We start from the raw sequence: 23,884 nt of genomic DNA on the forward strand, positions 1-23,884 counted from the left end.
TCCTGCTGGAGTTAACCGCCGCGCTGTATCTGCTCCAGTATCTGGCTGTCAGTGATGTCCATATCGTCCAGCAACAGGAACATCTTGCTCAGCACCTCGGCCATTTTCCGGTCGGTGTCGGCGAACGGCAGGTAGAACGCCTCGGCGCTGGCGACAACGGGCACGATGCACAGGTAGTTGCCGGGTTCGATATGGATGGCTGCGCTGCCCAAATGAATTCGGTAGCTGGCGCGCTGGCCGGTGACGTGCAGGAAATGCCCTTCACATTTGACGTTTTGCAACCCGAGCCCCTGGATCAATTCGCCGACCAGTTCGGCGCGTCGTTGCAAGGTTTCGTTGCTGGTGGCGTAGCTGTCCGCAGCGTAGGCCACGGAGACCAGCAAGTCGGCATCGCGCATGACTTCCGAGAACAGCAGCGGCGGTACTTGCTCAAGCGGGATCGCTTTCTGGTCGCGGTGGAACGCAATCGTGTCGAAGGTGAAGTGTTCCGTTTCGGAGAGGTAGTGGCCGGTATCGAGAAAGTTGAACAGGGCGTAAATGCCATGCTCTTTGCTCTCGTAATAGATGTCCTCGACGCTTGAGGTCGACCAATTGCGGACCTGCAGCAACCGGGCGGCTACTTTGCCTTTGAGGCGGTGGCCGGCAAATCGGTTGGACCACAGAGCGGTCTCTCGCTCAGCCGGTGTCAGCAGGTACAACTCGCGAAAGGCTTGTTTGAATGGCTGCACGCGGCGATGGGTCACGACTTCTTTCTGCCAGGCCGACAGTTGTCCTGCCGTGAACAGGTGAAAAGGGTGAGCAATACGCAGGTGCTTCTCGGCCACGTGTCGCCGGCCTTCGAGGTCAGTCACGGTCAGCGTTGCGGCATCGAGCCAACCCAACGCGGCGTCGTCGACCTGCACGATAAGCTGTTCGAGCAGCAGGCGAACCGCAGGCATTTTCAGCAGCGGCTTCAGCTCCGCCAACGCCAGGGTTTCGCCGCTGCTCATCATTGTTTCCAGGGTTCTGCAGAAGCGTGCGATCTGTTCCTTGAGCTGGGTCTGCTGCGTTTTGAGGGCGATGAAGTCTGCGTGTTTGCGAATTGCAGGCGGTGCGGTCTTGAGGGGCTTTGCGGCTTTGCAGATGTGCAATGCCGGCGACAAGCCGTCGATGACGATCGTGACGTCATAGCCATCGATGGTGGCAGCCGTCAGGGCGGATTCGGCGATCTCCGATTCCATGGCCCATTCCAGGCGAATCGCCGAGGGGTAACCCGCGACACGCGCCAGGTTTTCCAATCCCGCCTGCACCGCTGCGTGGGAGTTGGCCTGTCGTTGAGCGCCGTATTTACGCACCTCTTTGTGCAGTTTTTTCAACGTCAGATAGCGCTGGCGTACATCATCCGAATCCATGACGGGCAGCACGCCATAGATGCGCATGGCCGGCTGTGCATGGCGGGCCAGTTTCTTTTCCAAGGCCGGTCGACCGATGCCTCGGTACGCGTCGAGCAGTACACGCGTCTCGGGAAACGCCCAGTGCGAATGCTCGAGTGTCACGAGGTAGTCGCGCAAATGCTCCGGGTCCGCCTCGGCCAGCGCCTTGTCCAGCAGGTAGCGGTCCACCACGCCCACCGTTTCATCAAGCGTATTGGGCAGGTCGGTACCCCATCCGGACCGAGGTGCCAGGGCAATGCTCAAATACTCGCGCTGAAAGGATTGCAGATCACTCCAACCGAGCGCGTCGAGCACCACGCGGCTGGCATGTCCTGCATAGGGCAGGGCGGTCAGCAGGGTATTTCTGGAAAAGCCGGTCAGCGCGGCGAGCAGTGCTGCCGATTGGTCCTCGGGCCACTCCTGAAGGAGCAGGAAACGTTCGAGCACCGCGGCCGTATCGCCGAAATGGTCGAAGAAGTCATCCGGCGTCGCGCCCAACCGTTCGATGACGGCCAGGGCCTGCAGCATCCATCGGGTGTCATACACCTCTACCGAACGGAAGGTGTCAGCCAGCTTCGCGGCGTTATCGGGCAATCCGGCCAAGGCTTCCTCGACATAACGAACGGTGAAGCTTGCCAGTTCGGGGTGCACGGGTGCGGGTGCCTCATCGAGGACATCATCATCCTGGAACGACTCATCATCGACGTCCTCGTCTTCGGGACCCTCATCGCTTGAGTCCTCCTCACCGAGTGCTTCGTGGGTGTACCGATCCGGGTCCACATCATCGCTGTCCAACCCGGCGTCGGCTGCGTAGAACATCATGGCGCTGCCCCAGGTATTGGCGCCCCGGACGAAGCGGGGGTAATCGAGGCGGCCTGCTTCCACCAAGCCCAAGGCGATGCGCTTGATTTCCTGGTGCACGTAGATATACGCGTCAGCGATTTTCCGTTGTTCTTCCCCAGGCGCTGAAGGGGGCTGCTCGCGGTTCCAGCTGCCATCCAGCAACCATCCGGCGAAGGTCTGCCAGGTTGGGGTGGACGGGTAGTTGCTCAAGCGATGGATACAGGCTTGGACGTCAGGCAAGGCCCAGGCCTGGTCCGGGCTTCTGCGGTAATAGGCGGGGCCATCTTCGTCAGTGGGTAATGGATAGTCACTGTCTTCGAGGGCAAATTGCAGCATGTGCTGCAGCCGCGCGCCAATCTGCTCTAGCGCATAGGTGTCCGGGTGGGCGGTGATCCAGGCATCGCAGATTCGATATTGCAGGCCGTAGCGCTGCTGATCGCGAAGGTCTTCCAGGTCGTCCCAAACGGTCGGGAACACAAAACCGTCAGCCAGCGCTTCGGGTCCATCCTCGGGATACTGCCTGACCCAGTCCTCGGCGATGCGCAGAACGCCGATGCCGTCCCAGAAACCGGGTGCGAATTGGTCATAGGGGCTGAGCTCGGGATACTCATCCAGCGCTCTGTCGCAGAATACTCGCAATGCAGCGAGGCGCGTGGCTTGTTCGGGCAGAGGACGGCGTGATTGCATGTGGGTATCCGAGGGAGCGAGCGACGAGGATCAACCGCCAATCAGTGGCAGCAGGCGGATAAACGCGAGCGTGGATGGCGCGCCCAATTCAATCGACTCATCGAGCCTCTGGAGCATGACGCCGTTATGCAGAATGCGAAACGCACGGGTTTCAAAACCCTTCAAGGCTCGCTCGGCTTCAACGCCAACATCCAGGTCCAGGGACGCGCTGGCGTGAGGCATGGCTACCGCCCCTTCGCTGGCTTGTTGAAGAATGTCCCGCTCGCTCAAGTATTGGCGGTCGAGCACTTCACGCACCGACACTTGTTGCAGCGAGTGCTGAGCCAACAATGCGGCGATCTGCTCGGCAACGGCCAGGCGAATCAACTCGGCGACCGTCAAGGTCAACGAGGACGGAGTCAGGGTGACAGGAGGCAGCAGAGGCTCCTGGCGTGCGCCTTTCAGGCAATAGCTATGAACTACGAACTCCATGATGCATTCCTCGTAAGCCAGACCAGCCTAAAACCTGTGCCTTGGACTATTTCCACGTTTCCTTCAGGACCGAGCGAAACAATTCCGACAGCAGCGGCTCGACTTCCTTACGTTCGCTGCGGGTCGGCTTGATGGCTTCAAGCCGATGCAGTTCACGCTCGACGAATGTCTGAATAGGCATGATTTGCGGTGAAAGCCCCATTTCTGGTGAGGCGCGCTTGATCGCAAGCAAGTCATCGATCGCCCGATGCAGTTCTGGTTCGCCGTCGATGACTTGGCGCAACGTGTCGAACTCGATGGGGGCCGGTGTATCGAACCGCTCCAGCCACCGTACGGAGAGCAAGGGTCGCAGCACGTAGAAATACTTCTTCAGCGGTACTTCCGGTGCCTGCAAATACCCACGGAAATTGGTTTTCGCCATGCTGCGATAATGGTAGATGCCGCTTTCAACCGAGTACACCTGCGGTAGCAACGCTTTGGCACGTTCGTGGAAGGAGCCGCAATGCTCGTAGACGATGGTGGATTGCACCCACTCGACAAACCCTGGATTCGACTTCCAGAACAGCCTCAATGCCTTGCGCAGATCCCAGCCATTGATGTCCATGTCGTCGACAATCGGGTACTCGATAACGTCGCGCTGTTCCTCAAGGCCGACCGAGAGATACCAGTCAGGTTTATGGACGTAGATGAAGCGCGCGTCATAGTCGCTATTGGGCGATGCGAAGCCCCATGCGCGGCTGCCTGACTCAACGGCGAGCAGGACCTTGACCTCATGTTCATCCTCGGCGCGGCGCAGACGGCTTCGAACTTCTTCCTGGACAGCTACGCAAACCATGACCCCACTCCAATCCAATTAATTTCAATACTGGGACTGCACCGCAGCGTTGTAACGCATCCGCAATTCGTCATACCCGGCCCGTGCGGCAGCAAGATCCTGGTTCAGTTCTGCGGCGTCGGCCCCGGCCCCCCAGTGTTGTTGCAGGCGCTCAACGGCGGTAAGCCATTCCTTGGCTGCCAGACTGATTTTGCTCCACACGGGCGGGTTGCCGTTAGCCGATCGCAGGCGCGGCAGGGCTTGCACGAAGGCTTCGGTGTCTGTCCAGTGAGCCGTCAGCGAATGTTGCAGGGCGAGCAGTTGTTGCGGCGTCAGCGGGGCGCCTTCAGTCATGGCGTCCAAGGCGTTGATGGTCTGACGGGCCTGGATCATGAAGCGCAGCGTGTACCAATGTTGGTCCTGTCCCAGGTGCTTTTCGATGGACGCCAACTGTTGTTCACGCACCTTTAGCTGCGGCTGTTCCAATGCTTGGCGCAACGGTATCGCCTGGTCACGAGCGTCCTGCAAATGCAGGGTCAGGTCGCGGTCCAGCTTATCGAGTTGGTCAGGCTGAGGCTGATCGCGATGATTCGCCAGCCACAGTTCGGCGATCCGGGCGTTCGGGCGCAGGTTGTCATAGGCCTTGATGTAGTTCGCCGCGAGGGCTTGCAGACTGCCGGGCTCACCAATACTGAACCCATGCTTGCAGGGTGATGGCTGAGCACCCTGAGGCCGGATGAACTCCTCGGCGTCGATGCCCGACCCCATGCCGAAGCCGACGAAACCCATTTTGCGAATCCATTCGTCCTCCGGCAAGGCCCGGCGGGCACGGTAGTCGACATAACGCTGCTCGAATAGCTCCGCTCCGTCCACCAGGCAGGTACTTATCTCCTGAACTTCGTCCCAATGCACGCGGTTTTCCTTATCCTCGTCCGACGGCCCGGCCAGGCGCTGAACCAGCCAAGTCATCGTCAGTAGCACGACAACTGCAGTGATGAAAGCGCGGGTGCTGATCATGGTTGATTGGCCTGAGGTTTCTTGAAAGCTTGCCACTCGGTTGCAGACAGTACCGAAGGGCATGGCGAAGCGGTGGACTGTCGGGCGGCACAAATGCGCTGTGGCCAGACCTGGAGGCCTTCATTCTTGCTGACATACGTGCTCTTGGCCCAGGTATTCCCCAACAAGACCATGGGCACTAGCATGCCCAGGAAAAGGCCAATAAGCACGTCGCCGGGCACCTGGTCATAGAGTCGGGCCAGGAAAGACTTGCCGCGATCGAAGGGCGTCCGGCGGCTCAAGGCTCCCAGCACACCGAGCGTCCCAAAGAAGGTCGCCGCCCCGGCAACACCGCCGGCTAAGTAAATGAGGCCGCCCAGCAGCCCGACCCAGAGGATCTCGCGGATCGGCATCGGAGTGGGGCGCCGCAGACTCAGCCAGCGACCGTAATGGTCATTTATCCAATGGTCCAGGCGCCAGGCTTTGCGGCTCAGTTTCTTGCACACTGCGTGAAGTGCCCAACCGACGACACCGAGCAACAGGGCGCGAAGCAACATATCGACTACGCTGGTGTAGAACGAGCCACCGAGCCGATATTCAAAGAGCCAGCTCATGCAGATCGAAGTGCCGAGTATGGCCAGTGGCACGGCCAGGACCGGCGGCTGCCGACGCAACGGGCGCCAATTGTCCGGCCCCAGCTGTGGCCTCTCGTTCAGCAGTTGTGGATAGCGAAGCTGAACGGTGCGATACAGCGCCTCGCAGGCATCCCAGTCCGTAGCACTGAAGGTCATGCTCAAACGCACCCGGGCGTCTTCATCGTGTGATCCAAACAGCATTCGCGCGGCCTGGGACTCGCTGCTGTCGAAGAGCTGAGTGAGACGAGCCTGCTGCGCCAGGAAGATGGCGCAGTGGCTGCGCGCCAGGAGTTGGCTCCACCAGGGTTCGGGACAAGGTGTGTACTGGCCGGTCTGCTTCCAACCTTGCTGCTCGCAAATGTCATCGAACAATGTTTGCGACCACTGCGGCGCCTGCAGCAGCGCCATGGCCAGACATCGGTTCAGCCATTGCCGGGCGTCCAGGGTCTGTAGCCAGGGACTGGTGTCGAGCTGGCGGGCGACATCGAGAAAGCGTCGGTCATCGTGCCAGGCCCCAGTCAGGCGAGACCATGCCAGATCCATGAGCCTGCCGCGCAGCTGCTCGGTGGCGGCGGCGGGCAAGTCCTCGCGTTGCCAAAGGGTCAGCCAATGCAACTGCTCAACGGCTGCTTCAGCCAGGTCGTAGCTATCCTCTTGCGCCAGGCAAAGCTCCAGCAGGCCTTGTTCGAACTCACGCTCGCAGCCATAAAGGCGCGCCTGCACCAGACGGTCGTGGAGATTGGCGGCGCTTACCGCTTCCAGGCACTGCGTCGCCACGCGCTGGCTCGGTGGAGGCGTTGTCGGCGCTGACTGCGGGGCCGGAAAATCCACGAGGGGCAGCTTGGCAGGGGTGGGCTGATCTTCGTCGACTACGACTTCCGGCTGCCAGTCGGCCCATTCCAATGCCTGTTCGTAAGCTTCGCGCAGGCGCTGGAAACCCACTGGATCTTCGTCCGGGCGAAGCTGCTTGAGCAAGCTTGCATATTGGCGCTTGATACTGCGCTTGTCGGCATCTTCCGGCAGTCCGAGTACAACCCAGCAGGTCATCGTCAGACACCTTCTTCCAAGCTGTCGAGCTGGGCGCTGATCTGCATCCGCAGTGCCCGGATGTCATGCAATTCCTGGGTTTCGAGCATCTGGCCGAAGCGGGTCGCCAACTCATCGATTCGTTGGCGCAGCTCACCGCGGCTTTCCTGGTAGAGACGTTCCAGCCGGGCGATCAGCAAGGTGTTGGGTTGTTCGTTGCGTGGGTGGATCTTCAGCGTTTCCAAGGCCTTGAGACGCCGGCCGATTTCTTCGCTATCCAGCACGCCGGCGTTATTGGCGATCACCAGGTTGCGCCGTTCACCGGTCTGGACGGTCTGCGCATCGGTCTCCAGCAGACCGTTGGTGTCGTAAGTGAAGCGCACATCGATCCCCACCTCTCCGGCAGCCATGGGCGGCACGGGAATTTCCAATTCGCCCAAGAGAATGTTTTCAGTGACCCGACGGCTTTCGCCTTGATAGACCTTCAGCAGCACGACCTTTTGCTGGTCCTGAAGTGTGAAGACGCGCTTGACCTTGCTCACGGGCACCACGCAGTTGCGTTCGATGATCGGCAGGTAATGCCCGCTTTCGAGCTTGCCGCCAAACTCAACCGCAATTTCGATGCCCAGGGAGTACGGGCAGACATCGGTGAGCACGATTTCTTCAAGTGCCGCGTCGCGGCTTTTCAGGCCTGCCTGCACCGCTGCGCCCAACGCCACGGCTTCATCGGGGTTGAGCTGGATAGAGGGAAAGCGTCCGAACAGGCTGGCGGCCAGTTTGCGTACCAACGGCATGCGGGTGGTGCCGCCCACCAGCAACACTTCGTCCAGCTCGCCGGCGCGGATGCGGGCATCTCGCAACGCGGTCTCGATAGGGGCTCGAAGACGGCTGAACAGGGGCGCATAAAGGTCGGTCAGGCTGGCCTGGGTGTATTCGCGACGCCATTCGCGCTCGCCCTGGCGTATTGCGAACGTTGCGCTTGACTCCTGGCCCAGGGATTTGCGCACGCGTTCAGCTTCACGGCGCAGCCGGCCGTAGAGCTGTGGGTCTCCAAGGGCCAGCGGCGCCTCGTTGTTGCCTGCCTGTGCGGCAACGAAATCCTGGACCAGCAGCGTGTCGAAATCTTCTCCGCCAAGGAAGTTGTCGCCAGCACTGGCGCGCACTTCCATGATCCCTTCGAACAGCTCCAGGATCGACACGTCGAACGTCCCGCCACCAAGGTCGAATATCAGGAAAGTGCTGGCAGTGTCTCGCCGGTGCAAGCCATAGGCGAGTGCGGCCGCGGTGGGTTCATTGATCAGTCGCTCGACCTTGAATCCGGCCAGCTCGCCGGCGATTCGCGTGGCCTTGCGCTGGGCATCGCTGAAATAGGCGGGAACGCTGATGACGGCCTCTTCCACCGGTTCGCCGAAATGCCGCTCGGCATCCTCGCGCAAGCTGCGTAGCACCATGGCCGAGAGCTCCTCGGCCCGGAACTGCTGGTTGCCCAAGGTGGTGAGACGGGCGCTGCCCATGTAGCGCTTGAAAAGCGAGGCGGTGAGTCGGGGGTGCGTTTGCAAGCGCTCCAGGGCCGTGCGGCCCACCATGACGCGGCCTTCATCGTCCAGGCCGACCACGCTCGGTGTCAGCCACTCGCCCAACGCGTTGGGCACCAGTTGCGCCGCGCCGTCGCGCCATGCTGCGATAAGGCTATGGGTGGTGCCCAGGTCAATGCCGACAATCATGTCCGTTGGAACTCCTTGAGTCGTTGCGCCGCGATGGGCTATCGGCGAGCCGGTCAGTTTATCAGGCCTGTATCGGCGAATGACTGAAAAACCTTGAAGACGAATCACGTTGACGCTTGAATCCGGTTTTCAATCAAGGCGGGGGATAGCCCGGGCGAGATTTTCCCGTGCCTGCTGCTCGAATGCCTCGAAATACAAGGGGGTCGTGTAGATACGCTCACGCGCCAGGAAACGCTCCAGGACCTGGCGCCGCTTCTGACGGTACATAGGCAGGGGCACGTATTGGTATTCAAGGCGGATTTGCCGGTCGTATTCCTCAAACCGCTCGAAGGAGGCCCCCAGGATCGCCAGGTCAGTATCCACCAGCACCGCCTCGTCTGCCGTCGCTGGGGCACCGTCGTGCCGTGTCACCATGACCAGGTCGTAAAGCCTGCGTCGTGTTTCCTCGTCCAGTCCGTTATCCCGTGCCACGTCGTCCAACCACTGTGCACTGCGCAGCTCGTTGTCGGTGCGAAGGGGGTCGTAGATCGCGTCATGAAACCATAGCGCGAGGTCAACTTCGGCGGGTGCCTGGCAAGCGGCATTGACGCGTCGCCGTACGTGGAGGCACTCCGCTAGATGCTGGCGGTTGTGATAAGCGCGGTGTGGCTCGCAATAGTGTCGAATGAGTTCTTCAAACGTCTCTAGCGGTGCGTGCCTGACGCCGAGATCCGCCCAGACCCGAGTCCAGGCGGCAAGGCTCACGTCGTCGGACGCTGCGTCGTGATCGCTCCCATCTGGCAGCTCCGTCATGATTGTTCCTCTGCGTCAATTCTTTAAGCAACTGAAAGCCATCGCTGCATGTGGCGGAGATTCTCGCAATCGTTCCGTCATTGGCAAGTTCTGCAGTTCATTGGGGGCGAGGGCTTTGAGTCGGGCCAGGAATGGGACGCGCCTATCTCGGACCCCGCCGGGTCGTGCGTCCGGCCGGTATGCGAGTTTAGATCGATTATTTCTTACGGTTATTTATATAGCGTTGGATGGCATACCCATGACCGGGAAATCGACGCTGTCGTTTACTTACTGTCTGCAATGAGAGCGAAAGACGTGCAATAACAGAAGGCTTGGCGCGCGTCACTCCGGTAAGCCTGCTTGAACGTTCATTCCTGCTGTTCGATCGCCATCTTGTCGGGCCCGGGCCAATCCTTAGAATCCGCCCCCATCAGCTTGTCCGACTCTCGAACCTACAGGGAACACCACCATGATGAACGCCATGCAGATGCCAATGCCGATGAACGCCAACATGCCGATGATGCCGATGATGGGCATGCCGATGATGATGGCGACCATGACCTGCGAAATGATGGATGACGGCATGATGTGCAAGATGATGCCCGCTGCCTAGGCATGGACATGGCCATGTTCAAGAACAGCGCCGACATGATGCAGATGATGATGAACTGCGGCATGCCGATGATGATGCACTGCGGCAACATGAGCATGATGTGCATGTCCCCGGTGAGCACGGCCATGCCGATGGCGAGCATGATGATGCCAATGCCGATGATGGGCATGCCGATGCCGTCGATGAAGTGCGTGATGGAAAGCACGGTGATGGCGGACTGCATGATGTGCAAAGTCATGCCGATGGCCGGCATGAACATGGACATGATGAAAAACTGCTGCGCGTTGATGATGAAGATGATGGGCGACTGCAGCATGCCGATGATGATGAGCTGCAATGGCATGCCGATGATGTGCTGCACCTGCTGATGACAACCGGGCTGGTTCGCTCTCGACGCGGGCACGATCCATTGTGGCGAGGGAGCTTGCTCCCGCTCGGCTCTGAAGGAGCTGGCGAAGCCTGCGATCTTTTGATCTTTCGCTTGGGATTCGAGTGTCATTGGAAAGATCGCAGCCTCGCTTCGCTCGGCAGCTCCTACAAGCGCGGCCCAGCGGGAGCAAGCTCCCTCGCCACGGGTTTGTCGAGTGCCTTGAACAGCATCTAGGCGTTAATGCCGGGCTTTTTGCATGTTCGTCTTCAGTCCAGGCGTTCCGGATAGGTGACCACCAGGTACGCCACTGCTTCACTGTCGGCCGGGTTGCGATATCGGTGTGGCTGGTCGGCGTAGAACAGAATCGAATCACCCGTGGAAAGCAGGTAGCGCTCGTCGTTGACACTGATCTCCAACACACCCTGGGACACCACCAGGTTCTCCTGCACGCCAGGCCCGTGCCCTTCGGACTGGTCCTCGCCCAAGGGGCCCAGGCGCAGTTCGTAGAATTCCGATTGGCGTGCCACGTCGAACGGGAACAGGGCGCGACTGACGAAGGCACCACTGGCGCTGACCAGGCGTTTGCTCTGGCTGACCGACAGCACCGCCACGCCTTCGAACGCACGGTGTTCGAGGAATGCGGCGACCGATACCTTCAAACCCTTGGCGATTTTGCACAGCACCTTGATCGACGGCACGCTGCGTCCGGATTCGATCTGGGCCAGCATGGCCCGGCTAACCCCGCACTGGCGGGCAAGGGCGTCGAGGGACAAGTGTCGCTTGCCGCGCAGGCGTTGCAAGTTTTGCGCGACCCGTTCGCAGATCGGATCCTCATCCAAGGCTTCCAGATTGTTCAGATCCACTTCGGGTTCGTCGGTGCTCGCCAGAAAGCGCGAGGGTTCCTGGGCGCTCACGCCTGGTACGTCGCGGTCGACTGGGATGCCTGGACCCACTGGAACGCCTGGTAACCGGCATTACGCGCGTACATTTCCCACATGGCCCGGGCCCGTTGCTGGGCCTGCTTGCGTTTGCGGAATTGGACGCAATCGATAACGTTGTCAGTCGGTTTCATAAGGCACTTCACTGTCGTGACCAATGGGACGGGATGAGCTGAGAGTACGTGGTTATGTTTATAACCATAAATACTGATTCTTTATTTATTAATGCTTTTAAATGCTTAGCGAAGTGCCCTAGTCAAATCACGTGAGCCCGATGCAATTCAGTCAGCGCCAGTGCCTTGAGCCGGGCCAACAACGGGTCGCGCCGATCGCGTGGGTGCGGCAGTTGCACCGCCAGTTCCTGGCGAATGCGGCTGGGGCGATTGTCCATGACCAGGACCCGGTCGCTCAGGTACAGCGCCTCGTCGACATCGTGCGTTACCAGCAGCAGGGCGATGGCGTGACGCTCGGCCAGTTGCAGCAACAGGTCTTGCAGTTTCATCCGGGTGAAAGCGTCTACCGCGCTGAAGGGCTCGTCCAGCAGCAGCACCCGCGGCCGCGAATACAGGCCGCGGGCAATCGCCACCCGTTGCGCCATGCCGCCGGACAACGCCTTGGGCAAGGCATCGGCAAAGTCGCTGAGGCCAACTTCTTCGATCAACTGCGCGACCCAGGCTTTGTCATAGTGGTCATCGTCGCTGAAGCCGATGTTCTGTTGCACCGTCAGCCAGGGCATCAACCGCGGTTCCTGGAACACAAAGGCCAACTGTTCGGTGTGGCTGAGCAGTTGCCCTTCGAAGTCTTTTTCCAGGCCGGCAACGATGCGCAGCAAGGTACTTTTCCCGCAGCCGCTGGGGCCCAGCAGGCTCAAGGTTTCCCGAGGCTGCAGTTGCAGGTGGATGTCGTTGAGCACGGTGGTGGTCGCGAAGCTCTTGCGCGCCACGTGAATGTCCAGCAGGGCTTGGGGCATGGCTCAGTCCTCGGTGCCGTTGAAAGTGTCGCGCCAGGCCAGGAAGCGTTTCTCCAGGCCGGCGAGGAGGCCGTCGCTGAGCTTTCCCAGCACGGCGAGCACGATGATCGCCGCCAGCACGATGTCCGGGCGCGAGGTTTCGCGACCATCGCTGAGCAGATAGCCCAGGCCTTTGGTCGCGGCGATCAGTTCGGCGGCCACGAGGAACATCCAGGCCAGGCTCATGCCGCTGCGCAACCCGGTGAACAGGCCGGGCAGGGCGGCAGGCAGGAGAATCCGCCGCACCAGGCGGCGACGGCTGAAACCATACATGTGGCCGACTTCCACCAGCTTGCGGTCGATGTTGCGAATCGCCGCCACGCCATTGAGGTACACCGGAAAGAACGCGCCGATGGCGATCAGCACCACTTTGGAGGTTTCGTCGATGCCCAGCCACAGCAGGAGCAACGGCACCCAGGCCAGGCTGGGGATCGAGCGCAGGCCCGCGAAGGTCGGTTCCAGGTAGGCTTCGGCTTCCCGACTCAGGCCAACCCAGGCGGCGAAGACCAACGCCAGGCTGGCACCGATGGCAAAGCCCAGTAGCACGCGCAGCAGGCTGGCGCTGATGTGCTTCCACAGGGCGCCTTCGGCCAGTTCGCCAAGGGTCAGGGCGATCTCGCTGGGGGCCGGCATCTGGTAGGCGGGCAGCCAACCGATGCGCACGATGATCTCCAGCAACACGATGATCAGCACCGGCAGGGCCAATCCCTTGAGGCGCAGTCGCCAGCGATCGGAATCGAACAGCGGCGTTCTGTCCGCTGGGGACAGGGCCAGGTGTGGGTTGGAGAGGTCTTTGTTGTTGCTGCTCATGGCGATTCTCCGGCAATGCCGAATCCGCGCCAGGCGCGGATCGGTTGTCGCCTGGGCTAGGGGTTATTGACGGGCGACGGCTTGCTGGCGGCCGGTGTCGAGCAGTTGATCGATCACCTGGTCGACGTTCACCCCGCGCCGTACCAATTCCTCGGAGACCAGGATCGGCGCGGCAGCCTTGGAAGCCAGCACATCCTTGGCACTCAGTTGCGGGCTGCCCAGGTCGGTGCGTGACAGTTGCAGCTTGGCAACCTCCAGCGGCAGCCCGGATTCGTCGGCCAGCAGTTTGGCCAGTTCTTGCGGATGCTCCAGCGACCACGTCCGGGCCTGTTCGTAGGCGGCGATCACGGTGTCGATGGTCTGCGGATGCTCTTGGGCGTATTTCTCCGTGACGCTGACCACGCCGTAGCTGTTGAAAGCGGAATTGCGATACAGCAGGCGCGATCCGGCCTGGACTTCGCTGGCGGCCATGTGCGGATCGAGACCGGCCCAGGCGTCGACGTCACCTTTTTCCAGTGCGGTGCGCCCGTCCGGATGCTGCAGGTGCACCAGTTCCACATCGTCTTTCTTCAGCCCGGCTTGTTGCAGGCTGCGCAGGGTGAACAGGTAGGGATCGGTGCCCTTGGTGGCGGCGATCTTCTTGCCCTTGAGGTCGGCGACTGTCTGGTAGGGCGAATCCTTGCGCACCACCAGCGCTGTCCATTCGGCGCGGCTGTAGACATACACCGACTTGATCGGGCTGCCATTGGCTCGGCTCAACACCGCGGCGAGGCTGGCGGACGATGCGAAGTCGACGCCGCCGCTGTTGAGGTATTCCAGCGAACGATTACTGCCCTGGCTCAAGACCCAGCTCACCTTGGTCTGGGGCAGGGCTTTTTCCAGGTAACCGAAGTGCTTGAGCACTAGGCTGACCGGCGAATAATAGGCGTAGTCCAGATGCACTTCGGCTGGAGGGCTTTCGGCGGCCAGGACCATGGACGGCAGACCCAGCGCCAGGGTGCAGGCGCTGATCAGCTGTCTAGCGTGGGCCAGGGTGAAACGGAGAGCGGGTTTCATGGAAAGCTCCAGACAAGGCGGTGAGAAAGCAATGTTCTTATTTCCGAAAGATCGGACAGCGGGAAAAAATCGCGCCTTAAAGGAATAATGCAGGCTCTGTGCCACAGCCTCGAAAAGGCGGCCAACGGGCGCTGACACTGCGCAAGGCATCGGAGGAAATGTTGATCGGCGAACAGTCTGTTGCGGTGCTGTTGCGCCATGAACACTGGCTGAATTATGACTATGAGCTTATGCGCTAAAAGAATTTCTAAAGGAATTGATAGGAGCGTTATGTTCTAAAAAATCATCCAGGAAATGCTGTCATGACGTTCACCCGATCCCTGCGTCGTTTGCTTTTCAGCACATTGTTCGCCACCCCTTTGGCCCAGGCTGGCGAGCCGCTGGTGCTGCACGTCGGCGACCAGAACTACTACAACGTCAGGGCTTCGGTGGAGGCCTCGGGCGTGCTGGAAGGCGCCCCTTATCGTGTCGACTGGAAACACTTCCAAGCCGCTGCGCCCCTGGCCGAGGCGCTGAATACCGGTGACCTGGACCTGGGTTTCCTCGGCGACTCGGGCTTTCTGTTCCTGGCTGCCAAACAGGCACCGGTGAAGCTGATCGGTGTCTCGCGGCAGAACCCGGACACCATTGCGCTACTGGTGCCCAAGGACTCGCCGGTCAAGACCATCGCCGACCTCAAGGGCAAGAAGATCGCCTATTGGCCCGGCGCCTGGAGCCAGCAACTGACGCTGCGCGCCTTGGAGCAGGCCGGCTTGCCCGACAACCACGTCGAGTTCATCAAGCTGATGCCCATCGATGCGGCCGCCGCCTTGCCCCAGGGCAGCATCGACGCCTTTCCGGTGTGGGAACCCTACATCTCGCAACAGATCCTATTCTCCGGTGCGCGGCCGATCCTGACCGCGAAGAACCTGATGCCCGGCCTCAGCGCCATCGCCGCCTCGACACCGGCCATCGACAACAAGCGCGAAGCCATCGCCGACTTCCTCGGTCGCGTGAAGCAGGCCCGCGCCTGGGTCGACAACCACACCGATCAATACGCCGACCTCTGGGCGAAGAAAGCCAATCTGGACCAGGACGTTTCGCGCCATTGGTTGCGCCAGGCTCACATGAGCGTCGGTCCGGTGGACTCGCAGGCCGCCGCCGACCTGCAGAGCACGGCGGACTTCCTGTACACGGTCAAGGCCCTGCCGGCGCCGTTGGCCACTGCTGGAATTATCGACACGTCTTTCAGCCAAGCCTTCAGTCATTGACCACCCGGACTTTCAATCCGGTTCCGAGGACGACTTGGCTGGAGCCTCGCCCTGGCGATCCATGGCCTTGAGCTGCTCAAGCAATACCGCTCGCAGCTCCGGCGGGCGTACGGGTTTGGCCAGCACCGAGACATTCATGTTTTGCAGGGACTGGCGGATCCGCTCGATGTCGTGTCCGGTGATCACCAGCGCCGGAACTTCCCAGCCGCGTTGGGCGCGTATCGCGGCGATGCACTCGGCACCGGAGACCTTGGTGCCCAGGTCAAAGTCGGCGATCACGATGTCGCAGTCGCTGGACAAGCCTTCGCCGTCACTGTGACCTTGCACATCGCAACCCCACTTCTCGAGCAGCGCGGACGTCGCCATCAGGACGTTGGCGTCGTCTTCCACCAGGCACACCCGTAATCCGTTCAAGCGGTCACGGGCACCGGAGACCCTGGGCGCCGAGGCCCGGGGTGCCGCTTGCTCCAGGCCGCTGATCGCCACTTTGGTGCCTTGGCCGACTGTCGAGCGGATGTGGATGTCGACATTAAGCAACTGGCTGATGCGCTTGACGATGGACAGGCCGAGGCCAAGCCCCTCGACGTCTTTGTCGCGGACATGGCGCACGCGATAAAACTCCTTGAATACCTCAGGAAGATGCTCACTGGCGATGCCGCGTCCCTTGTCGTAGATCACCACGGCCAGGCCCTTGCCCTGGCGCCGCACGCCGATCAATACCGGTTGCCCCGGCGCATATTTGAGGGCGTTGGACAACAGGTTCTGGACCATGGTGGTCAGCATTCCTGGATTGACGTTGACCCAATAGGGACAGGCGCGCAGGCGTAGCTCGACGCCGGCCCAGCGCGCGGCCTCGGTGTTCTGCTTGACGACGTCTTGCAGCAAGGCGCCCAAGTGGACGGTGTCAGCCTGCGGTACCCACTTGCCGTGATCCAGGGTGTAGATGTCGAGGATCGAGCGGAACAGTTGCGACACGGTGTGCAGCGAGCGGTCGATGTTGTCCACCAGCCGCAGCTCCTCCAGGCCCAGCCTGGCGTCCCTCAGGCACGCGGTGAACAGGCCAATGGAATGGATCGGCTGGCGCAAGTCATGGCTCGCCTGTGCCAGGAATCGCGATTTCTCCTGGTTGGCGGCAATCGCCTCTTCGGAGGCGATGCGTGTGCGTTTGAGCAGGATGTGCGCATAGGCCGGCACCACGATGGTCGTGACGATCAGCATCAGGAACATGTAGGGCTGCGTGTGCCAGAAGGGGTTGAGCCAGAAAATCAGCACCAAGGTCGACAGTGCAATGACCGTTGCCAGGGCCAGGTAGCGCGAGCCGAAGCGCATGCCATTGCCCAGGGTGACCCAGAGCAGCGCTGCATAGATCGGCAACGCGCCTTCGCCCCCCAGCACCATGGCGAACGCAATACCGGTGTAGTCATGCAACATGGCGAAAAGACGCCGCCAGAAGAAATGCCCTGGCCAGCGCTTGATTGCCATGCGCAGGAACACCGAGGCGAAGATGAACGTGACGATGTAGATGATGATGGGGGCGTAACGCGTGGCGGCGTCCGGATCGAGGCCGACCAGCACGACGATATACAACAGTGCGCAGGCGCTGACGGTCAGGCGCAAGGTGGCCTGGTCAAGTTCACTGTTCTTCTCCATTGGCTTTCCAACTCCATGAGCCGCTGCTGACCTGGGCAAGCGTAGCGGCTGTTCCCTCTGCATGGACAGCCGAGTCGGGAGACTCCTGCGGGGTTTTCCAACGAGCAGGCCACTGTCTGCCACCGAACAGCTGATCAACATCTCTATGGGTGAACCAGCACCCTTGCTGGCTGGGGAAATACCTAACTGATTGAAATCTAAAGAACAATTTTCTTGGCATGAATCGTGTTGATAGAGCAGTAAAGAGCACCGGGACTGGGTGCTGAATCTATCGAGCAGGAGTTTCCATGCCACGTGAAATTCGTTTGAATGCCTTCGAGATGAACTGCGTCGGTCATCAGTCTCCGGGGCTCTGGCGACACCCCAAGGACCGGGCCTGGCAGTACAAGGACCTCGATTACTGGACCGACTTGGCCAAGTTGCTGGAGCGCGGCAAGTTCGACGGTATCTTCATCGCTGATGTCATCGGTATTTACGATGTGCTCGGCGGCAATGGCGACGCCGCCATCCGCCAGGCGACCCAAGTCCCGGTCAATGACCCACTGGCGTTGATCACGCCGATGGCCTTGGTGACCGAGCACCTGGGCTTCGGCCTGACTGCCTCGTTGACCTTCGAACATCCCTATCCCTTTGCCCGTCGCCTGTCCACGTTGGACCACCTGACCAAGGGGCGGATCGGTTGGAACATCGTCACGTCCTACCTCGACAGCGGGGCGCGCAATCTCGGGCAGAAGGCGCTCAGCGATCACGATGCGCGCTATGACTACGCCGACGAATACCTCGAGGTGCTCTACAAACTGTTCGAAGGCAGTTGGGAGGAGGGCGCGGTGGTGCGCGACCGGGAGCGCGGCATCTTCAGCGACCCGAGCAAAGTCCACGAGATCCGTCATCAGGGCAAGCATTTCCAGGTCCCGGGCATCCATCTTTGCGAGCCGTCGCCGCAGCGCACGCCGGTGCTCTATCAAGCGGGGGCATCGAGTCGCGGCAAGGACTTTGCTGCGGGGCATGCGGAGTGCGTATTCGTCGCGGCGCCGTCCAAGGTCATCCTGAAAAAGACCGTGGCCGATATCCGCGCGGCGTGCCGCCGAGGCCGGGCGCGATCCGCGCAAGGTGCTGATCTTCAACTTGCAAACGGTGATTGTCGACGAGACCGACGCCCAGGCGCAGGCCAAGTGGCAGGAGCTGAAATCCTACAGCAGCTACGAGGGCGCGCTGGCGCTGATTTCCGGTTGGACCGGCATCGACTTCGGTCAGTACCGACCCGACCAGGTGCTCAAGCACATCCATACCAACGCCATCCAGTCGGCCGTGGAGACGTTCTCGACCGCCGACCCGGACAAGCAGTGGACCGTCCAGGAACTGGCCGATTGGGTCGGCATCGGTGGCTTCGGCCCGTTGATCGTCGGCAGTGCGCAAACCGTCGCCGACGAGTTACAGGCCTGGGTCGAGGAAACCGATGTGGACGGCTTCAACCTGGCCTACGCCTTGGCCCATGAAACCTTCCGCGATGTGGTTGACCTGCTGGTGCCCGAGCTGCAACAGCGCGGCGCGTACAAGACCGAATACCGCCCCGGCACCCTGCGCGACAAGCTGTTCGGTGACGGCCCGCGCTTGCCCGCCAGCCACCCGGGTGCCGGTTATCGGGACTTGAGCCGGCTGGGCCAGCGCACCCGTGTAGCCGAGCCGGCCTTGGTGGATGAGGAGTAAGCGCATGAGCCTCTTCGAACTCAATGCACCACTGCCTGAAAGCGTGACGGACAACGCCTTGGTCGCCTTGCAACGTTGGGCCAGGGAGCGACCGACGCAGATTGCCTTGCGTCATCGACGCCTCGGCGTGTGGAGGGCCTGGCGGTGGATCGATGTGCAACGCGAGGTCGAGCGTGTCTGCGATGGTCTGCGCCAGCAGGGGTTTGCCCCGGGGGCGCGGTTGGCGCTGAGCGGCGCCTTCGAGCCGAGCCTGCTGATCCTGGCACTGGCGGCGCGCCAGTTGGGTGGGCACAGCGTGGTGATCGACCGCGAGAGCCAGGGTGAGGATCTGCGACGCCAGTTGCGTTTGATCCGTCCGGCGTTCGCCTTTGTCCAGCGTCGCGAAAGCGTGTCGCACTGGCTGCAGTGCGGTCTCGATGATGATTGGCCGTTGCGGCTGTATTCGGCCCAGGCCAATGCGGTGCGTCGCGGCTTGTGGCAGGTGCAATCGCTGTCGGTGCTGTTCGTCGCCGAGGCGCCGACAGCGCAGCGCCAGGGTTGGGCCCAGGTTGCCGACGACGCGGTGGTGTGGATCGATGAAGGCACCGAATGGCGTGATGGACTGGCGCACCTGTTCCGTCGCTGGCTGGAGGGCGGCGAAGGCCTGGCCTTTCCGGAAACTCGAGAATCGGCCAGCCGCGATCGCCGCGAGATCGCCCCGACGGCCTTGCTGCTGTCTGCTGCGCGAGTGGAGTCGCTGGCGGCGGAAATAGAAGCCCGTCTGCCGACCCCGGACAGTTGGCGCCGACGATTGTGCGAATGGACCCTGGATGATCCGCGCCGTGGCCTGCGACGCTGGCTCAAGGCGCGGGTGCGGCACCTGCTCGGTTTCCAGCGACTGCGCCGGATCGAGGTGCCGAGCGCGACCGCAGGCGCCGTGCGGCAAGGCCCGGCGTGGTTGCGGGAATACCTGGAGCGAGCGGCATGAGTTCGCTGTTGGAGGTGCGCAATGTGTCGCTGTCGTTCAGCGGCGTGAAAGCGATTTCCGATCTCTCGTTCAGCGTCAGGCTTGGCGAGATCTGCGCCTTGATCGGGCCGAACGGCGCGGGCAAGAGTTCGCTGCTGAACATCCTCAACGGAGTCTACCGGGCCGATGCCGGCCAGTTGTTCTTCGCCGCCGAACCGTTGCACCGTCCGCATCCGCTGAAGGCGGCGCGGCTCGGTATCGGCCGGACATTCCAGAACAATGCGCTGTTCAAGAAAATGAGCGTGGTGGACAACCTGCTCACCGGCCTGTCGCGCTTCCAGCGCACGTTTTTCCTCGAACAGGCCCTGGGCCTGCCGCGAGCCCGGCGCGAGGCGCGGGCGTTCGCCGAGCGGGCCGAGCAGGTGCTGGAATTCCTCGAGTTGCAGGCCTGGCGCGACGTCGCCGTGGGCAGCCTCGCCTATGGCCTGCAGAAACGCGTGGAGCTGGGCAGGGCGCTGATCGCGCAACCGACCCTGCTGTTGCTCGACGAACCGATGGCCGGCATGAACGCTGAGGAGAAACAGGAGATGAGCCGTTTCATCGCCGATATCAATCGGGACCTGGGTACTACGGTGATTCTCATCGAACACGACATCCAGGTGGTCATGGGCCTCTCCAGTCATGTGGTGGTGCTTGACTACGGACGCAAGGTCGGTGACGGCACGCCCGCTGAAGTCCAGGCCAACCCCGATGTGATCGCCGCTTACCTGGGGGTTTCGCACGCATGAATTTCTTTTTGGAAACCCTGGTCGGCGGGCTGTTGGCCGGCACCCTGTATTCCCTGGTGGCCATCGGTTTCGTGCTGATCTACAAGGCCAGCGGCGTGTTCAATTTCGCCCAGGGCGCCATGCTGCTGTTCGCCGCGCTGACCTTCGTCAGCTTGCGCGAGCAGGGTTTTTCTTTCGCCCTGGCGTTGGTCCTGACGGTGTTGGTGATGATTGTCGGCGCGTTGTTGATCGAGCGGCTGGTGCTGCGTCCGCTGGTCAACCGTTCGCAGATCACCCTGTTCATGGCCACCCTTGGCCTGTCGTTCATCATCGAAGGCCTCGCCCAAGGGCTGATGGGCGCCCAGGTACGTGCGCTGGACCTGGGTATCGAGGACGTCCCGCTGTTCGTGGGCGAGATCATGGTCAGCCAGTTCGACCTGATCGCCGCCGGCGTGTCGGGGCTGACGGTGGCGGTGCTGGCCTTGCTGTTCAACAAGACCCGCATCGGTGTTGCCCTGCGCGCCGTGGCCGACGACACCCGTGCGGCACTGTCGCTGGGCATCAACCTCAACCGCATCTGGCAGATCGTCTGGGCTGTGGCCGGGGTGGTAGGCCTGGTCGCCGGGTTGCTCTGGGGCGCGCGGCAAGGCGTGCAGTTCTCACTGTCACTGGTGGTGCTCAAGGCGCTGCCGGTGTTGATCATCGGCGGCTTCACCTCGATCGGCGGCGCTATCGTCGGCGGGCTGATCGTCGGGGCGGCCGAGAACCTCGCCGAGGCATACATCGGCCCACTGGTCGGCGGCGGGATCACGCCCTGGTTCGCCTATTTCCTCGCCTTGATTTTCCTTTACATCCGTCCGTCCGGCCTGTTCGGCGACCGGATCATTGAACGGGTATGACGCCATGACCGCTACTGTTCCGCGCCTCACTGCCAGCTTCGACGACGCGCCCCTGACCCTGGTGCGTCGCCGTTGGCGGCCGGGCCTGTTGTTGCTGTTGTTGGTGGCGTTTGTCGGGTTGCCGTGGCTGGGCAACGACTATTGGCTCAACGCGATCCTGATTCCCTTTCTGGTGCTGTCGCTGGCGGGCCTGGGGCTGAACCTGTTGACGGGCTATACCGGCCAGACCTCGGTCGGCGCCGCCGGCTTCATGGCCGTGGGGGCGTTTGCCACCTACGGCCTGCTGCTGCGCGTACCTGGCCTGCCGCTGCCACTGGCGCTGCTGGGCGGTGGGGTGATTGCCGGGGTGGTCGGGCTGCTGTTCGGCATTCCCAGCTCAAGGATCAAGGGCTTTTACCTGATGGTCACCACGCTGGCCTCACAGTTTTTTCTGGAGTGGGTGTTCGCCAAGTTCCCGTGGTTCTACAACTACGCTTCGTCCGGCACCATCAGCGCGCCGCGCCTGGAACTGTTCGGCCATAACCTGGCGACGCCGGTCGGCCGCTACCTGTTGACCCTCAGTTGCGTGGTGCTGTTGACCTGGGTGGCGGTCAACCTGGTGCGCAGCCAGGTCGGACGCAACTGGATGGCGATCCGCGACATGGACACCGCTGCCGCCGTGATCGGGATTGCCGTGGAGCGCGACAAGCGCATGGCCTTCGCCGTCAGTTCGTTCTACCTGGGAATCGCCGGGGCGCTCTGGGCATTCGCTTACCTGGGAACAGCCAGCGCGGGCAGCTTCGACATCAACCGTTCGTTCCAGATTCTGTTCATCATCATTATCGGCGGCATGGGCAGCATTGCCGGCAGCTTCATCGGCGCGGCCTTCATCAGCCTCGTGCCGATCCTGCTCAGCCATGCCGGGCAATGGCTGTTCAACGGCAACGTCGACGCCGGGCAATTGCAGAACCTGCAGAAGGTGCTCTTCGGCGCCTTGATCATCGGGTTCCTGATCAAGGAACCGGAGGGGCTGGCGCGCCTGCTCGGCGACCTGCGCGAACGCATCAGGGTCTGGCCGCTGCGGTTCTGAGCGCCGACCTACAACCCAACGAACCTTGACCCTACCGAGGGAAAGGAGGTTCCAACACCGCACAAGACCACATCGAGAAGACAGACATGCATGCAACTTTCAAACGTAGCCTCGCCGCCATCGGCCTGGCATTGGGCGCCTGTGCAACGCTGGTACCGGCTGCCCAGGCAGCCAACGAACAGTTCTTCCCCCTGGCCACCTACCGGGTCGGCGCCTATGCCTCCAGCGGCATTCCGGTGTGGGCCGGAATGATTGACTACCTGCGCTACATCAACGAGGTGGAAGGCGGGATCAACGGCGTCAAACTGGTCTGGCAGGAGTGCGAGACCGAATGGACGGCGGAAAAGGGCATCGAGTGCTACGAGCGCTTCAAGAACGGCCTCAACGGCGCGCCAGTGGCGATCTACGCACCCAACGGCGCTCCGGCGGCCTATGCCCTCGCGGACAAGGCCGAAGCCGACCGGATCCCGTTGATCACCCTCGGCTATGGCCGTACCGAGGCCACCGACGGCAGGGTATTCCCCTACAACTTCCCGGCCATGCTGACGTTCTACAGCGAGGCCTCGGCGTTCATCAATTACGTGGCCGAGCGCGAGGGCGGGCTGGACAAGCTCAAGGGCAAGAAGATCGCCACCGTCTACCACGACTCGGCCTACGGTAGGGAAACCCAGGGACCGCTGGCGCTGTTGGCGCAGAAGTATGGTTTCGAGAACATCCAGATCGCGGTGGCCGACCCGGGCAACGAACAGGCCGGGCAGTGGCGCCAGGTGCGGCAACTCAAGCCGGACTGGGTGTTCCTACGGACCTGGGGCGTGTCCACGCCCGTGGCGATCAAGACTGCGGCGCGTTTCGGCTACCCGGTGGAGCGCATCGTCGGTGATATCTGGGCCAGTTCCAATGAGGACGTGCTGCCGGCCGGCGAGGCGGGCAAGGGGTACCTGGCGCTGACGCCTTATCCGGGCGGTGCCGACTTCGACATCCACCAACGCATCCGCCAGTACATCCTCGATACCGGCAAGAGCGACCTCAAGGACCCGAAGAGTTTTGGCAGCGTCTACTACAACTCCGGCTTGGTGAACGCCGCCATTGCCGTCGAGGCGATCCGCACCGGGCAGAAAAAATTCGGCAATCGTCCACTCAACGGTGAGGAGGGTCGCTGGGGCCTGGAGCACCTCGACCTCGGTGATGCCCGCCTCAAGGAGATTGGTTTCCTTGGGTTGATGCAGCCGCTGAAGTTGTCTTGCAGCGACCACGAAGGGGGCGGGGCCGCCAAGGTCCAGCAATGGGACGGCCAGCAATGGAAGCTGATCACCGACTGGGTCCAGGCCGACCGCGTGACGTTGCGCCCGTTGATCGATGCCAAGGCCGCCGAGTATGCGAAAGAGAAGGGCGTGTCCGCCCGCGATTGCGCGGCGCAATGA

The 23,884-nt window shown here is 61.7% G+C and carries 19 protein-coding genes and 2 pseudogenes; 8 read left to right on the forward strand and 13 right to left on the reverse strand.

All coding sequences use genetic code 11. The features are described from left to right. Positions 1-11: 11 nt before the first annotated feature. The 7 genes from AB4N42_RS15215 to AB4N42_RS15245 form a co-directional block, all read right to left on the reverse strand. Positions 12-2,942: a DUF4132 domain-containing protein gene (locus AB4N42_RS15215; RefSeq protein ID WP_460114916.1), complete on the reverse strand. Its 2,931-nt coding sequence runs from the start codon at positions 2,940-2,942 to the stop codon at positions 12-14. 30 nt (positions 2,943-2,972) lie between these two features. After that, entirely contained in the window at positions 2,973-3,413 is a 441-nt protein-coding gene (locus tag AB4N42_RS15220) for a hypothetical protein (RefSeq protein WP_407683110.1), read from the reverse strand. 46 nt (positions 3,414-3,459) lie between these two features. Beyond that, a complete protein-coding gene (locus AB4N42_RS15225; protein ID WP_217859758.1) occupies positions 3,460-4,248 on the reverse strand; it encodes a nucleotidyltransferase domain-containing protein in 789 nt (262 codons plus the stop codon). Between the two features lie 24 nt (positions 4,249-4,272). Continuing rightward, positions 4,273-5,244 (reverse strand): DUF3829 domain-containing protein, encoded by a 972-nt coding sequence (locus AB4N42_RS15230; RefSeq protein WP_198795793.1) that lies wholly within the window; start codon positions 5,242-5,244, stop codon positions 4,273-4,275. Beyond that, positions 5,241-6,905 (reverse strand): J domain-containing protein, encoded by a 1,665-nt coding sequence (locus AB4N42_RS15235; RefSeq protein ID WP_198795794.1) that lies wholly within the window; start codon positions 6,903-6,905, stop codon positions 5,241-5,243. Before AB4N42_RS15235 ends, AB4N42_RS15230 begins: the two co-directional genes overlap by 4 nt. A gap of 2 nt (positions 6,906-6,907) precedes the next feature. Beyond that, complete coding sequence (locus AB4N42_RS15240) at positions 6,908-8,608, reverse strand: molecular chaperone HscC (protein ID WP_198795795.1); 1,701 nt, start codon at positions 8,606-8,608, stop codon at positions 6,908-6,910. A gap of 129 nt (positions 8,609-8,737) precedes the next feature. Beyond that, a complete protein-coding gene (locus AB4N42_RS15245; protein WP_198795796.1) occupies positions 8,738-9,400 on the reverse strand; it encodes an HD domain-containing protein in 663 nt (220 codons plus the stop codon). Between the two features lie 448 nt (positions 9,401-9,848). Between AB4N42_RS15245 and AB4N42_RS15250 the strand changes: the two are divergent. Then, positions 9,849-10,360, forward strand: a pseudogene (locus AB4N42_RS15250) (hypothetical protein). Positions 10,361-10,628: 268 nt separating this feature from the next. On the opposite strand, the gene AB4N42_RS15255 reads toward AB4N42_RS15250, so the two are convergent. From AB4N42_RS15255 to AB4N42_RS15275, 5 genes are all read right to left on the reverse strand, one after another. Continuing rightward, positions 10,629-11,219, reverse strand: a complete 591-nt coding sequence (locus AB4N42_RS15255; RefSeq protein ID WP_170866797.1) for a helix-turn-helix domain-containing protein — start codon at positions 11,217-11,219, stop codon at positions 10,629-10,631. Between the two features lie 53 nt (positions 11,220-11,272). Then, positions 11,273-11,434, reverse strand: a complete 162-nt coding sequence (locus AB4N42_RS15260; RefSeq protein WP_198795798.1) for a hypothetical protein — start codon at positions 11,432-11,434, stop codon at positions 11,273-11,275. Between the two features lie 122 nt (positions 11,435-11,556). Next, complete coding sequence (locus tag AB4N42_RS15265) at positions 11,557-12,270, reverse strand: ABC transporter ATP-binding protein (RefSeq protein ID WP_431145254.1); 714 nt, start codon at positions 12,268-12,270, stop codon at positions 11,557-11,559. A 3-nt stretch (positions 12,271-12,273) separates the two neighbouring features. Continuing rightward, entirely contained in the window at positions 12,274-13,119 is an 846-nt protein-coding gene (locus tag AB4N42_RS15270) for an ABC transporter permease (protein WP_460114917.1), read from the reverse strand. A 63-nt stretch (positions 13,120-13,182) separates the two neighbouring features. Continuing rightward, positions 13,183-14,175, reverse strand: a complete 993-nt coding sequence (locus tag AB4N42_RS15275; RefSeq protein WP_460114918.1) for an aliphatic sulfonate ABC transporter substrate-binding protein — start codon at positions 14,173-14,175, stop codon at positions 13,183-13,185. A gap of 302 nt (positions 14,176-14,477) precedes the next feature. Between AB4N42_RS15275 and AB4N42_RS15280 the strand changes: the two genes are divergently transcribed. Continuing rightward, positions 14,478-15,425, forward strand: a complete 948-nt coding sequence (locus tag AB4N42_RS15280; RefSeq protein WP_460114919.1) for an ABC transporter substrate-binding protein — start codon at positions 14,478-14,480, stop codon at positions 15,423-15,425. A gap of 12 nt (positions 15,426-15,437) precedes the next feature. On the opposite strand, the gene AB4N42_RS15285 is transcribed toward AB4N42_RS15280, so the two are convergent. Further along, on the reverse strand, positions 15,438-17,075 hold the full coding sequence (locus AB4N42_RS15285) for an ATP-binding response regulator (RefSeq protein WP_030141736.1): 1,638 nt from the start codon (positions 17,073-17,075) through the stop codon (positions 15,438-15,440). Positions 17,076-17,362: 287 nt separating this feature from the next. On the opposite strand from AB4N42_RS15285, the pseudogene AB4N42_RS15290 reads away from it, so the two are divergent. The 6 genes and pseudogenes from AB4N42_RS15290 to AB4N42_RS15315 all read left to right on the forward strand — a co-directional run bounded on the left by AB4N42_RS15290 (position 17,363) and on the right by AB4N42_RS15315 (position 23,884). Further along, positions 17,363-18,782: pseudogene (locus tag AB4N42_RS15290) on the forward strand (LLM class flavin-dependent oxidoreductase). Between the two features lie 4 nt (positions 18,783-18,786). Next, positions 18,787-19,749, forward strand: coding sequence for an AMP-binding protein (locus tag AB4N42_RS15295; protein WP_258647617.1), 963 nt, complete (start codon positions 18,787-18,789; stop codon positions 19,747-19,749). After that, complete coding sequence (locus AB4N42_RS15300; protein ID WP_334597885.1) at positions 19,746-20,516, forward strand: ABC transporter ATP-binding protein; 771 nt, start codon at positions 19,746-19,748, stop codon at positions 20,514-20,516. Before AB4N42_RS15295 ends, AB4N42_RS15300 begins: the two co-directional genes overlap by 4 nt. Next, complete coding sequence (locus tag AB4N42_RS15305; RefSeq protein WP_030141732.1) at positions 20,513-21,394, forward strand: branched-chain amino acid ABC transporter permease; 882 nt, start codon at positions 20,513-20,515, stop codon at positions 21,392-21,394. The genes AB4N42_RS15300 and AB4N42_RS15305 overlap by 4 nt, the downstream gene beginning before the upstream one ends. A gap of 4 nt (positions 21,395-21,398) precedes the next feature. Then, the gene (locus tag AB4N42_RS15310) at positions 21,399-22,463 is read left to right on the forward strand and encodes a branched-chain amino acid ABC transporter permease (protein ID WP_030141731.1); all 1,065 of its coding nucleotides are present in this window, start codon (positions 21,399-21,401) and stop codon (positions 22,461-22,463) included. 86 nt (positions 22,464-22,549) lie between these two features. Then, entirely contained in the window at positions 22,550-23,884 is a 1,335-nt protein-coding gene (locus AB4N42_RS15315) for an ABC transporter substrate-binding protein (RefSeq protein ID WP_217859739.1), read from the forward strand.

The organism is Pseudomonas sp. H2_D02 (assembly GCF_054677635.1).